The sequence below is a fragment of the Anaerosporobacter sp. genome (assembly GCF_031551385.1).
Classification (GTDB): domain Bacteria; phylum Bacillota; class Clostridia; order Lachnospirales; family Lachnospiraceae; genus Anaerosporobacter.
This window is the reverse complement of sequence record NZ_JAVBNS010000287.1, coordinates 1-14395: the sequence shown is the minus strand read 5'-3', so window position 1 is coordinate 14395 and position 14395 is coordinate 1. Positions and strand designations below refer to the sequence as shown.

The following is a 14395-nucleotide window of genomic DNA, read 5'->3' as shown; positions in this document are numbered from 1 at the left end:
TCATCTGGAGATCTTGCAATAATATCTCCGATTCGAATCTGTACAGGGTCCATGGAAAGTGCAACAACGAAACTATTTGGGTTGCCTGATGCTCCAGCAAAAACATTTCCCTTTAAAGCACCAAGTATGATAACATTTCCCTTGGATACTACTTTTGCTCCAGCATTCACATCACCAATAATAATAATGCTTGTTTCGAATTCGAGTACTTGTCCAGAACGCAAATTTCCTTTATAAAATTGTCCTGTGTTATTGGACAGTTCCATTAATTTATCATCCAAACATTGTTTGAATATCTTTTCTTTCTCTAAATCTAAATCTACTACACATATAACATTAAGCTCAGAATTTTCTGCGATAATATCTAAAACGTCTCTTTCCTCTTCTGTTGTTAATGTTCTACCCTCAAATGTTACGGCAACACTAGCATTTCCAAGAAATTTGGCAGATGCTTTGAATTTCTCAGCTATATTTGATTTTAATTCTTCGAAGTCAAGGTTCGCATCAAGTACAACAATGATACCAGATTGATTTCCCTTAATCATAACTGAATTATCCATCTATTAACTTACTCCTTTCAAATGTCTGTTTCTTTTCTTACTCTAATCAGAAATGCCATGGCTGATTTCTGGTAGTCCAATTTCACTATCAAACATATCTTTATATCCATCTTGTTTATAATAATACTTATAGACATCTCTTGCAAGCTCTGCGGCATTACTTGATGTATAACCATTCGGTATAACAACAGTAACCGTGATTTCTGGATCTTCATATGGAGCATAAGACACAAACAAAGCATGGTTTGGCTTCTTCTTGTTTTCTTGTGCTGTACCAGTCTTACCTGCTATTTCAATATCCATATTAGCAAATAATTTCTTGATGGAACTATCTTCGCCATTAACAACTTTATACATACCTTCCTGAATAAGATTCCATGAAGTATTACTAATGCTTACATTGTTATAAATGGTTGCTTCATTGTTCTCAATCACCTTTTTATTGAGATCTTGAACTTTATTATAAATAGTAAGGTTAAAACAAGTCCCTCTATTTGCTATTGTAGTTACATAACGTGCAAGTTGTGCAGGTGTATAATTGTTTTCACCTTGTCCAATTGCAGAACGAACGGAATCAAAATTAGAAATATTAGGTTCGTATTCTGGTAGTTCAATTCCACTTTTTGCATCAAATCCAAACATTTCCGCATACTTTTTAAGTCGATCAAGCCCTAATTGACTTCTATAATTTTGAGCAGAATCTAATCCAAGACGATATCCTACTTCATAGAAGAAATAGTTGCAAGAAACTTCAAGTGCATTCGGTACATCAATACTACCATGTGAATTTCTTGAATGGTCTTTTGGACTTGGTGTAATTGCTGTAAATTCGTACTTATCAAGTATTGTTTCAGAAGGAGAAATAACACCTTCCTCCAAACCTGCAACGGATGACACCATCTTGTATGTTGAACCAGGTGCTGTTTTTTGTTGCAATGGTCTATTTAGTAACGGATATGCCAAATCGTTATTGATTTTATTAAAATATGCGGAATCTACTCGATTGGCAAACATATTATTATCATAACTTGGGTAGGATACAAGAGCTAGTACTTCACCTGTTTTTACGTCTGTTACAACAACAGAACCAGAACAAGGCTCTAATGCAAGTTGTGCAGGTGTAATTTCAAGTTTCTTAATCTTTGACTGAATGAAAGAAGAAGGTGATATCGTACCTGCCTCTAGCCCATTAATTGCGTTCTCATCATATTCTAACACACTCTGGTCAAATAATAAAAGGCAAATTTCTTTTCCTGTTAATTTATACGAATATACTAAATCTCTATAGATAATTTTATTAAAATTGCTATCATTTGTCAATGTTTCAATAATTAAGTCAAGCAGTCTTGCGTATAACTCTTCGGTGCTGTAATAGTCATTACCTACATTTAATTTTGTTAAATCAATAAAGTTGTTGGAAACGGCATATTTCAAAAAGCTACTTAAACTGATTGATTCATTCTGATAGGAAGTAAGAGTTGTATCTCCTTCTGGTATCTCAGATACTAAAAGAATCTTTTGCTTCTTTAACATAGAATAGATGTAATCAATATATTCTTCCATCTCTTCTGAGAGAGATTTTTTAGGTGTTGTATTAGTAATTGCTAGTTCTTTCTTGAGATCTTTGAACACATCTTTCTGTTGTACTTCAAATTTACTAAAAACTTGTTTCTCAAGTTCGGAACTATCTTCACTATTTAATGTTTTTATGTTGATAACACTATTGTTAATCAATGCATAATACACATCGTATATCGTAAGCTTATCATTTGTTTGTAATGCATTAAGCAAAATACTTGCCAAACGTCGTTCTAATAATTTGGTAGTTGCTATTTGCAAATCACTATCTATAGTAAGATATACATCATTACCTGCTTCTGGCTCTTCTGTTTCAAGAATATCAAGAACTCTCGTTTGCTCGTTTATGATAACGGTTTCACTACCATTTTTACCATGTAGATACTCTTCGAATTCTTTTTCAATTCCAGAGATACCAATTTGGTCGGTTGCACTATAGTTATCATTGCCTGCTTCGGCAAGCTCTTGTAACTTTTCAGTAGAAACCAAACCTGTATATCCGAGCATATGAGCAAAGTACTCACTATCATTATAGACACGCTGTGTTTGATCTAAAACAACAACACCTGGTAGTTCTTCACTACATTCTCGAATCATTGCAACTGTCTTTTCATTGACATTCGATGCAATTGTGATTGGAAGATATCTGGAATACTTGTTCATAACAATATTAAAACGAATCATCATAATATCTAATGCATCTTCTAAGCTATATTCATCAGAGATATCATACATCTTTGTAGCATCTGCCGTTGAACCATGTCTCAGATAATCAAAAATCTCTTGTGCGGAAGCAGCTTTTTGTTCATCGGTTAAGAGATCTACAGATTTTAACGAATAAACATCTCGCTTAAATCGTAATTCAGAACTTCCATCACTTTGAAAAAACAAATTACCATCTTCATCAAGCTGAATGAAAAAATCATCCGCTAAGACATCGCCATTTTTTTCAATGATTTTAATCAGTGTATAAATCATTGAATTTTTTTCTTCATTCGTTGTTAAATCGCCTGTATCTTCATAGGTGATTGAGTACGAAAGTTCATTGTAGGCAAGTAATTTGCCGTTTCTATCAAGGATATTTCCACGAGTACTTTTTAGTTCACGTTCTTTTGTTGTTTTTTGTTCTGCTTCCATTTCGTGTGTTTCACCATCGACAATTTGAATTGTAAACATTCGATTAATTAATGCAAAACATAATAAAAGATAAATTATTACGATAGGAAGTAAACGTGATTGAAACAAATTCTTTAGTTTTTCAATGAATATATCAAACATACCTAAACCTCCTTATACGCAGAACGTTTCAATTTCACGTTCAGTATATGTAGTATCTTATAAAGAAGAATCGATACTACTACTGTATAGATTAGTTCTGGCAAAATAATTCTTCGTAGGTAAAAGAAAAAATCCAAACGATTTCTTAATAGGAATAGGAATACATAATAGAAAAATCCATATAAAAAATCGCTTATTGAAACAAGGATTATTGGCATTGTATAATCATCTCGAAAATAAATCTTATGAGCATAGCCATTCAAATAGCCAATACACATATACATTAAACCAAATAACCCAATCATATCACCATAGCATATATCTACTAAAAGACCACAAGCAAGTCCGACGTAGATTCCCTCTGTTCTACCACGCATATAGCCTGTGGCAACCGTAACAATAAGTAGTAAATTAGGGGCTACGCCAGCTATGGAAAGTGCTTGGAAAACAGTACTCTGTAATAAGAAACATACTATAATAACGATTACAGACATAATAAACCGCTTCATATATCAAAATCCTTTCTAGTATAGAGTTTCCTTGAGTTCTGTAATAACTAATACTGTAGATAAGTTGGAAAAATCAACTGCTGGTGTTAGATAGCCAGATTTTGTCATGTTATTAGAATCAACGGTTATATCTGAGATATATCCGATTAAGATTCCTTGCAAATATTTTGGACTGATTGCAGATGTTACAATCTCATATCCATCTTTAACTTTTGCATCTTTATCAATTCCTTGAACTTCAATTAATCCATTGTCAATTAATTCAAGGTTACCTTTTACATTACATTGGTCGTTTGTTTTTAAAAACATACCACTAACATTGCTCGCATCATCGATGATAGAACGAACTGTTGCATTATTATGTCCAACTTTAATAATGATACCAACAAGTCCATTGCCAGCTAGAACATTCATTCCAACTTTCAAACCATCATCAGACCCTTTGTCAATTACAAAACGATTATACCAATTGTTTGTATCTTTACTAATAATAGTTGCAGCAACTTTAGGATAACTAGCATAACGTTTATCTAATTCATACAAGTCACGAAGTGTATCAAGTTCATACCCTTCCTGTTGGAGAATTCTATTCTCGTAAGTTGTTTCTGCAAGTTCTTCTTTAAGTGCTTTATTCTCTTCTTGTAAATCTTTTATGTTAGAGAGCAATTCCAATTTATCTGTTATCCATCTTCCTACACTATTAATTCCCTTTTGCATTGGAGTGAAAACGCTTGTTACTGCATTTTTAACAGGTTGTACCTTATCCTCGTACCGAACCGATATAAAAATCAATATGATACATAGGACAGAACATATAGCCAAAATGTATTTTGGCTCAAGTGAAAACCTTGTTCTACGTCTCATAATGTCCCCCTTGAATTGATTAATCTATCGTCTTGTTGATGTTTGTTTCATATTGTAAGAAAGTTCTTTTAGGCTAGGGTCTTCAATAATTCTTCCTAATCCTTCAACTACGGTACGATCTGCTTTGTCGCAGATATTAACTCGTAGGTCTGTATTAGCAGAAATCAATGCATCTAAGTCTCTAATTGCAGAAGAACCACCTGTTATATAGATACCAGATTCGATAATATCAGCAGATATTTCTGGTGGTGTTCTTTCAAGAATAACTTTAATTGCATCAACAATTGTGTGAAGATATTCTTTAATTGCATCATATACCATCTCAGAATTAATCTCCATCTGTGCTGGAAGACCATTAACAATATTTCGTCCAAATACAGCAATGGTTTCCATTGAACCAGGTAAGGCACATGCTAGACTTTTCTTGATTGTCTCTGCAGTCTTACTACCGATTGCAAGGTTATATTTTTTCTTAACATATAGTTTAATGGACTCATCTAGTTTGTTTCCGCCAACATTAACTAACTTGCTAAGAACAATTCCACCTAATGAAATAATTGATATTTCAGTTGTATCTGCACCGATATTGACAACCATAACACCTCTAGCGTTTGTAATATCAAGTCCGATTCCAAGTGCATCTGCGATACTCTTTTCTACGATGCTAATATCTTTTACTTTTGCATTAGATGCTAATACAGTATCATAAAAAGATTTTTTCTCTACACCAGTAATATCTGTAGGTACTGCGATATAGAATGTACTAGCACTCTTTTTTCCACCGTTTACTTGGTTGATAACACTTGTTAATAAATGTTGCATGTTTGAGATATCTGCAATAACACCACTTCTAACAGGTGATACGATCTTAATCGATACTGGTGCTTTTTCATTCATCTCATATGCTTCGTCACCAACGGCAATAATTTTTTTCTTGTTTTCAATTGCAATAATATTTCTCTCATGAAGGATTACGCCTTCACCTTTTTTGTATACTTTAATTGTATTTGTCCCTAAATCTATTCCATAAGTTTTAGCAGCCACTTATTTTACTCCTTCCAAACTACGAATAGAACTTTTTTATTATTATAAAAGTTCTTGTTCTTTTAAACTTATATACATATTATCACCAATAATTATGTGATCCATAAGCTGTATACCAATTAATAAACCTGCGTCTCGTATTCGTTTGGTCGTGATAATATCTTCTTTGCTTGGCGTAGGATCTCCACTCGGATGGTTATGCAACAAAATTATATAGACTGCGCCATATTTAAGTGCATTCAAATATATCTCTCGTGGTGCCGTTATTGAAGCATTCACTGACCCTTTCGATAATTCCATATCCCGAATTAACTGGCATTTGGTATCTAAGAACAGCAAAATTGCCTGTTCAATGGTAAGATGCCTCATTTGTTCCATATAGTAATTCGCTATTGTTTCGGGTGAAGAAAAACGGATTTTTATCCCATAGGAAGCCTTTGCCATCCGTTTACTTATCTCAGCAAGGCATAAAAGTTGAATTGCCTTAACCTTACCAATACCATGAATCTTCATTAATTCTTCCATAGTATATTGATATAGCGAAACGATTCCTTGCTCTCTTTTTGGATTTGACAAGACGCGATTTGCAACGTCGATTGCTCGCTCTGTTGCTGAACCTGAACGAATTATAATAGCTAATAATTCGGCATCAGATAAGCTGGTAGTTCCATAACGGACACATTTTTCATAAGGTTGTTCCGTTAATGGTAATTCTTTCACTGTCAAATGTTCTATTGGTTTCATAGTTTTCCTCACTTTCTGTAAGGAACGCTATTCAAGCTTGTCTCTTATATCTTCTTATAAACAAAGATTGATAAGGCTACACCGATTATACTTGCCATTGTAATCTTAATTGTTAATCCAAAGGTTATCTTTAGAATCCCAAGATTCAAATCAAAAGGCTCACTAAATCCAAACTGTTGACCGTAATTAAGCCAAGATAAATATGAGACATCTTTAGCTAACCATCCGATGAATCCACCGAGTACAATACCCGTTAATAATAACAAGAATAATGACCATCCATTTTTGGCAGAATTTCGCATCTTAATCCATCCCCATTTTTATTCATATACTTTAATACCCCATTCTAAATTCACATACTCCACACCACATTTTAACACAAATTGGTGGGTTTGTATACACAATTTCATCGACAAGTTATTAAGTCACATAAATTTTGCTCATATAATTTTTGAAGTGACATCATAATACCAAATTTAGAATGATACCATGTTAAACCACCTTGAAAATATACCGCATATGGTGGTTTGATTGGTGCATCCGCACTTAGTTCAATAGAAGAACCTTGTATAAATGCTCCAGCCGCCATAATAACATCGCAAGTATATCCTGGCATTGCCCATGGTTCTGGTGTTACGTAGCTGTCTACTGGTGCTGCCGCTTGAATTCCTTTACAGAATGCAATGATTGCCTCAGCAGAGCCTAATGTTACAGCTTGAATAATATCATGTCTTGATTCTGTTCCATTAGGAACAACAGCATATCCTAGTTTTTCATAGATATTCGCTGCAAAGATTGCTCCTTTTAAAGCACCTGATACAACTTGAGGTGCCATAAAGAAACCTTGAATTAATTGTTGATTAAGTCCAAGCGTTGCACCTACTTCTTTTCCAAGACCTGGTGATGTAAGACGAAATGCTGCATTATCGACATACTCTTCTTTTCCAACAATATAACCACCAATTGGAGCAAGTCCGCCGCCAGGGTTTTTAATTAAGGAGCCTACACATAAGTCAGCACCTACATCCGTTGGTTCGATTGTTTCTACAAATTCGCCATAACAATTATCTACCATACAGATTACATCTGGTTTGATTTCTTTAATAAAGGAAATTAATTCACCGATACGTGCAATGGATAGCGTTGGTCGCGTTTGGTATCCTTTTGAGCGTTGAATCGTAATTAATTTCGTTTTGTCGTTTATTGCATTCTTGATTCCTTCGTAGTCAAATGAACCATCGTCGAATAAATCAACTTGACGGTATGTGATACCATATTCAGCTAAAGAACCTCTGCTTGGTTGAATTCCGATAACGCCTTCTAATGTATCATATGGTTTTCCGACTGGTGATAAAATCTCATCTCCCGGTCTAAGATTTCCTGATAAAGCAACCGTAAGTGCATGTGTACCACAAGTTAATTGCGGACGTACTAATGCTGATTCGGCATGAAATACAGCAGCATAGATACTTTCCAAAGTATCTCTTCCAAGATCATTATAACCATAACCTGTTGTTGCACTAAAATGCACATCGGATAAACGGTTTTCTTGCATTGCTTTTATTACTTTCATTTGATTAAACTCAGCAACTTTATCAATTGCTTCAAATCTCTCTTTTAATGAGCTTTCAATTGTATTACAAAATTCCAGTACTTTATTATCAATGCCTAAGCCTTGATACATCTCTTTTAATGATTCCATTGTTTTATCTTTGTTCCTCTCTTGTTTTCTCTACTGAGTTATTGAATATTTTTCTCACGAAGAATGTCACACATTTTTTCTAATATCGCATCTTCATTATCATTAAATTCGCTTTTATCTAGCCATATAACTTCCTTTTCTCTTTTAAACCAAGTTAATTGACGTTTTGCAAAATGTCTTGTATCTCGTTTCAATATATAGATTGCTTCCTCTAAAGTGCACTCTCCTTCAAGATACGCAATAATTTCCTTATATCCTAACCCTTGCATAGATACAAGTTCTTTGCTATATCCGGCATGAGATAAAGCAGTAACTTCTTCAAGTAAGCCTTGTGCCATCATCAAATCAATTCGCTGCTCAATTCGATTATATAATATGTCACGATTATGATTTAATACAAAATATGCAAAATTATATGGTGATTCCTTCTGACGTTGCTCCTCATTATGTTCAGAAATTTTATTCCCTGTTTGATGATAGTATTCAAGTGCTCGTATAACACGCTTTACATTGTTTTTATGGATTGTTTTAGTAGCCTCTTCATCAACTTCTCGTAACTGTTCATATAGGAAATCAGCACCTTTTTCATCCGCTATTTGTTGAAGTGATTCGCGGTAAGAAGTATCTTCCTCTGTTGCCGTAAAGTCAATATCATTCAAAATCGCTTGTATATAGAATCCAGTTCCTCCTACAATAATAGGTATCTTACCTTTTGCATAAATCTCTTCCATATAGGATAACGCTAATTCTTTGAACTTAACTACGTTAAAGTCTTCATCTGGCATAAATTCATCAACTAGATAGTGTTTAACACCTTGCATTTCATCTGGCATAATCTTTGCAGTACCAATATCCATCTGCTTATATACTTGCATAGAGTCAGCAGATATGATTTCTCCATTTACTGCTTTCGCAAGACGTAAGGAAAGTGCAGTTTTGCCCACTGCAGTTGGTCCTGTAAGAATGATGAGTGGTTTATTCTTCTTGTTCATATGCACCTCCAAATAGTATGTTTTTATAGGTAAGGTCATACTTGTGTATGATACATTTTCGTTGCAAAACTCTGATACGTTTTATAACTTCTTTGTTGCTGTCCTATAATACGAAACACGCTACACACCTAAGTACTTCTAAGTGTGTATGAACAGTTCTTGAAAGTTTACGGAAACGCCTTCGATTCGGCATCCTGCCTCAGCTCAGGCTGGCTCGGCGTCCATGCCTCGCCTTCCTAGATTATGAACATACACACTAAGAAGTACTATAGGTGTTTCGCTACCATTTCTTAATTATAGGGCAGCAACAAAGAAGTAGGATAGGTAATGAAGATTTGCATATTTATTGTATTGATACACAAGTATAGGTAAAGGAATGAATACATATTACCCCGTATTCATCATGAAGGTTATTCTTAACCTTTTGACATCTCAATTCTAAGATGTTTTACTTATTTATGGTAGTGTACCATACAATTTATGAATTTTCAAACACAATAGGTACAATTTCAACAATAGGTATATTTCGACCCTTTTATTGACTTATCTGCTGAGGCATGTTATATTTTACAGTGGTTATATTCTATAATATACATAATTGATAACGTATAATCATTATTTAGTTACAACTATGCTACCTTTTCATATACTAATAGCATAGAACGTATACGATTCGATAGGGGGAATTCATAAACAGAGAAGTTGATTTAATAACAGCCCATAGTAAGAAGTATCTGACAGAAATGTCTTCAAGTTAGTGTAGTATTCTAATTTGATAAAATTAGCGCCATGTACCTTTGTCTGGGCGGAAAAAGCAAAGGGTAACGAGGTAAAAGGTGTTCGAAAATTCGGCGGGGACCTTTTCGCATTCTTGGATGCGTAATATATCTTCAAAAACTTGAGTAATCAAGGAACAAAAGGATATAACCAAGGTGTTATTTTTGTTGCTTTTTTTAGGCATAATCGAAAAATGCTTGTACGGAGAGTGCAATTAATTTTCAATTATGTTTAGGGGCAATGAATATAAATGTATGGTATAGGTAATTGCGAAATTCTCAATACATTTGACTGCTTCTTGATTAATGTACATTAACTAAAAAACGATAGCAAAACATCTATAGTACTTCTTTGTGTATACTGTAGAACCTAGGAAGGCTCGACATGGACGCCGAGCCAGCCCGAACTGAGGCAGGATGCCGAATTGAGGGCGGTTCCGTACCTCTTGAATATCCTATCCGTATACACCTAGAAGTACTTAGATGTGTCGCGTGTTTTGTGTTAACGTACATTAAGCAAGAAGCTTATACAACCTAAATTGAGTTTCGCAATTACCTAATGTATGGTAATCGAAAAGGAGAATAAATTATGTGCGGAATTATTGGTTTTACGGGAAAGCTTGATGCTACCGAAATCTTATTAAATGGTCTTAGTGAATTAGAGTATAGAGGTTATGATAGTGCGGGTATTTCTTTTTTTCAAAAGGATGCCATTCAAACAATCAAAACAACTGGTAATGTATAAAATCTTATAGAAAAAGTAAATAATACAAAAGATGGTGATACAACTTGTGGAATTTGTCATACTAGATGGGCTACTCATGGTGGTGTATCGGATACGAACTGCCACCCTCATACATTTGGTAAAGTAACATTGATTCATAATGGTATTATTGAAAATTATCATAAATTAGCGAAGGAATTAGCAAAGGATGATAAGTATCCGGTATCGCAAACAGATTCAGAAATTGCTGCTATGCTTATTGATAGTTTGTATGAAGGAGATGCTTACGATGCAATTCGTAAAGCTTCTGCTATTCTTGACGGAGCTTATGCGTTCTGTATTCTATTCCACGATCAACCGGGTGTGATTTATGCAATTCGTTGTGGTAGTCCACTTGTTGCTTGCCAAACAGAGCAAGGCTCTATTGTTGCTTCTGATATGGTTGCCCTTATCAAATACTCTAAGGATTACTTTGTATTGCCAGAGCACCATATTGCTAAAATGGATGGTAGTCAAATTCAAGTAACTACACTTGATGGTGATACAATCGAACCTAAGATATTACATGTAGATTGGGATATTACTTCTGCTCAAAAAGGTGGATTCGAACATTATATGTTGAAAGAAATTCATGAACAACCAGAGTCTTTACGTAAGACAATTATGCCTCGTGTAAAGAATGGTCTGTTAAACTTTAAAGCTGACGGAATTGATGACGATGTATTTTCTGATATTAACAGAGTGATTATTATTGGTTGTGGAACAGCGATGCATGCTGGTTTAGTTGGTAAAGTAATGTTTGAAAAATTATTACGCATACCAGTAACTGTTGAAATTGCGTCAGAATTCCGTTATAACAATCCGATATTAGACAAGAGCACATTAGTTATTACGATTTCTCAATCAGGTGAAACGGCTGATACACTTGCTGCTCTTCGTTTGTCAAAAGACGCTGGTTGCAAGACATTATCTATTGTTAATGTAAAAGGCTCTTCTATTGCAAGAGAAAGTGACTATGTTTTCTATACACATGCAGGCCCAGAAATTGCAGTTGCTAGTACGAAAGCATATACCGTTCAGTTATCTAGTATCTATATGATTGCTTTTAAATTTGCAATGATTAAAGGAACAATTAGCAAAGAAACTTGTGAGGATTATTTAAAACAATTACAAGATGTAGTGAATGCAGTTGCCACTACAATTGATTTGGATAAACAGATAGAAAAAGTTAGCGAATGCTTGACAGATGCAGAAGATTTATTCTTTATCGGTAGAGGTCTTGACTATGCATTATCATGTGAAGGTTCTATTAAATTAAAGGAAATTAGTTATATTCATTCTGAGGCATATGCTGCTGGTGAATTAAAACATGGTACTCTTTCGTTGGTAACAGATGGTATCCCTGTAATTGCTCTTGCTACACAAGAAAAAGTGTATTCAAAGATGATTTCTAATATTCGTGAAGTTCGTGCAAGAGGTGCAATGGTTATCTTAATTACAAATGGTGAAATGCAAGTTGATGACGATTTATGTACGCATCATATTGTTTTACCTAAGACTGATGATCAATTTGCTCCATTTACAAGTGCTGTAGCATTACAATTAATCGCTTACTACACTTCTGTCCACCGTGGACTCAACGTGGACCAACCAAGAAATCTTGCAAAATCTGTAACAGTAGAATAAACGTTTTTAATCAAAGAAAGTTAACACATGATTTAAGATTTGTGTTAACTTTCTTTTTAATTGAGAAGAAATCTGATGAAATAGCATCAAATATATAAGTCTTACTAATATGTTTTATGATTTTTAAGAATATTCTTATATTACCATTGTTTTTGCTTGTTTTATTTAATACAATAAATCTGATGCTTAAAATATTTTATATTGTTCGTTTGTATCTACTTAGGACTATGTCCTTCAATGTATAAACAATACGATATTCATAATTAATAAATGGAGGTTATTATGGGCGGATTTTTTGGTGTAGCTTCAAAAACAGATTGTGTATTTGACCTTTTCTTTGGAACAGATTATCACTCACATCTTGGAACTCGAAGAGGTGGTATGGCAGTGTATGGCAAGACGGGATTTGACCGTGCTATTCACAATATTGAAAATTCACCTTTTCGAACAAAGTTTGAAAAAGACGTGAATTCTATGGAAGGTAATTTAGGTATTGGATGTATCTCAGATTATGAACCACAGCCATTAATTGTACGTTCTCATCATGGAACTTATGCAATTACTACAATTGGTAAGATTAACAATCTAGATGAAATTGTTAAGAGTATGTTTGATTCAGGGCATTCACATTTCTTGGAAATGAGTGGTGGAGATATCAATGCAACAGAGTTGGTTGCTGCTATCATTAATCAAAAGGAACATCTTGTAGAAGGTATTCAATATGCACAAGAATTAATTGAAGGTTCTATGACATTACTGATTATGACTCCAAAAGCAATCTATGCTGCAAGAGATCGCATGGGTAGAACACCTATTTCAATTGGTAAAAAAGCTGATTCTTACTGTGCTTCCTTTGAAAGTTTTGCGTATCTTAATCTTGGTTATACGGAAGACAGAGAATTAGGTCCTGGTGAAATTGTTGCGATTACACCAGAGGGAGTACAAACGCTTTGCCAACCAGGAAAAGAGATGAAGATTTGTACATTCCTATGGATTTATTACGGATATCCTTCTTCTTCTTACGAAGGAATTAGTGTTGAGAAGATGCGTTATAATTGTGGTGAAAAACTTGCTGAGCGCGATGATGCGAAACCAGATATCGTTGCTGGTGTGCCCGATTCAGGAACTGCTCATGCAATTGGCTATTCCAATACATCTGGTATTCCATTCTCAAGACCATTTATTAAATATACACCAACTTGGCCACGTTCCTTTACCCCTACAATGCAGGAAAAACGCAAACAAATTGCTAAGATGAAATTAATTCCTGTACATGATTTGATACACAATAAAAGCCTTCTTTTAATTGATGATTCTATTGTTCGTGGTACACAATTGGGAGAAACTACAGAATTCTTATATCAAAGTGGTGCGAAAGAAGTTCATATTCGCCCTGCCTGCCCTCCTATCCTATATGGTTGTAAATACCTAAACTTCTCTCGTTCTACTTCTGAGATGGATTTAATTACTCGCAGAATTATTGCAGAAAAAGAAGGGGATCAAGTAGAGGCAAGTGTATTAGCAGAATATGCAGACCCAGAATCGGATCGTTACAAAGATATGGTAGAGACAATTCGAAAACAACTTAACTTTACTTCTCTTCGCTTCCATCGCCTTGACGATATGATTGAATCTGTTGGTATGGATCCATGTAAATTATGTACTTATTGCTGGAACGGAAAAGAATAATACACACAAATCTAAAACCCCCAAAATGGTATTCATCACCAAATTTGGGGGTTCCATATTATTAACAATTCCTTATTTTATTGTATTTAAGATAGGAATGCCATAGGTTAGCTTTGGTGTAGTACTTATAATAGTACTTTTCTTAATATCATATTCCATGTTACCCGATATCTTTAACATTACTACCCCATTCATATCCCACTGAGAAAGTAGATTTTGCTTTTTGTATCATTAAAAAGTTTTAGGAGA

Annotated in this window: 11 protein-coding genes and 1 pseudogene; 2 read left to right on the top strand and 10 right to left on the bottom strand. The window is 34.4% G+C overall.

Annotated features, from left to right (window positions below):
• From RMR19_RS21230 to miaA, 9 genes are all read right to left on the bottom strand, one after another.
• A partial coding sequence (locus tag RMR19_RS21230; RefSeq protein ID WP_310605509.1) for a septum site-determining protein MinC occupies positions 1 to 560 on the bottom strand: 560 nt, incomplete at its 3' end.
• Between the two features lie 42 nt (positions 561 to 602).
• On the bottom strand, positions 603 to 3416 hold the full coding sequence (locus tag RMR19_RS21225; protein ID WP_310605508.1) for a penicillin-binding transpeptidase domain-containing protein: 2814 nt from the start codon (positions 3414 to 3416) through the stop codon (positions 603 to 605).
• A 2-nt stretch (positions 3417 to 3418) separates the two neighbouring features.
• Positions 3419 to 3925, bottom strand: a complete 507-nt coding sequence (mreD, locus tag RMR19_RS21220) for a rod shape-determining protein MreD (protein WP_310605507.1) — start codon at positions 3923 to 3925, stop codon at positions 3419 to 3421.
• 15 nt (positions 3926 to 3940) lie between these two features.
• The gene (gene mreC, locus RMR19_RS21215; RefSeq protein ID WP_310605506.1) at positions 3941 to 4789 is read right to left on the bottom strand and encodes a rod shape-determining protein MreC; all 849 of its coding nucleotides are present in this window, start codon (positions 4787 to 4789) and stop codon (positions 3941 to 3943) included.
• Positions 4790 to 4813: 24 nt separating this feature from the next.
• Positions 4814 to 5833 carry a rod shape-determining protein gene (locus tag RMR19_RS21210; RefSeq protein WP_310605505.1) on the bottom strand — a complete coding sequence of 340 codons (1020 nt, stop codon included), beginning with the start codon at positions 5831 to 5833 and terminating at the stop codon, positions 4814 to 4816.
• A gap of 42 nt (positions 5834 to 5875) precedes the next feature.
• Positions 5876 to 6577, bottom strand: a complete 702-nt coding sequence (radC, locus tag RMR19_RS21205) for a RadC family protein (RefSeq protein ID WP_310605504.1) — start codon at positions 6575 to 6577, stop codon at positions 5876 to 5878.
• 44 nt (positions 6578 to 6621) lie between these two features.
• Positions 6622 to 6879: a DUF4321 domain-containing protein gene (locus RMR19_RS21200; RefSeq protein ID WP_310605503.1), complete on the bottom strand. Its 258-nt coding sequence runs from the start codon at positions 6877 to 6879 to the stop codon at positions 6622 to 6624.
• Between the two features lie 104 nt (positions 6880 to 6983).
• Positions 6984 to 8279 (bottom strand): methionine gamma-lyase family protein, encoded by a 1296-nt coding sequence (locus RMR19_RS21195; protein ID WP_310605502.1) that lies wholly within the window; start codon positions 8277 to 8279, stop codon positions 6984 to 6986.
• 38 nt (positions 8280 to 8317) lie between these two features.
• Positions 8318 to 9271: a tRNA (adenosine(37)-N6)-dimethylallyltransferase MiaA gene (gene miaA / locus RMR19_RS21190; RefSeq protein WP_310605501.1), complete on the bottom strand. Its 954-nt coding sequence runs from the start codon at positions 9269 to 9271 to the stop codon at positions 8318 to 8320.
• A 1365-nt stretch (positions 9272 to 10636) separates the two neighbouring features.
• Here miaA and glmS point away from each other — a divergent pair.
• Both glmS and RMR19_RS21180 read left to right on the top strand, forming a co-directional pair.
• Positions 10637 to 12457, top strand: a pseudogene (gene glmS, locus RMR19_RS21185) (glutamine--fructose-6-phosphate transaminase (isomerizing)).
• 282 nt (positions 12458 to 12739) lie between these two features.
• Positions 12740 to 14146, top strand: a complete 1407-nt coding sequence (locus tag RMR19_RS21180) for an amidophosphoribosyltransferase (RefSeq protein ID WP_310605500.1) — start codon at positions 12740 to 12742, stop codon at positions 14144 to 14146.
• Between the two features lie 72 nt (positions 14147 to 14218).
• Here RMR19_RS21180 and RMR19_RS21175 read toward each other — a convergent pair whose 3' ends face one another.
• Positions 14219 to 14341 (bottom strand): hypothetical protein, encoded by a 123-nt coding sequence (locus RMR19_RS21175; protein ID WP_310605499.1) that lies wholly within the window; start codon positions 14339 to 14341, stop codon positions 14219 to 14221.
• Positions 14342 to 14395 lie beyond the last annotated feature (54 nt).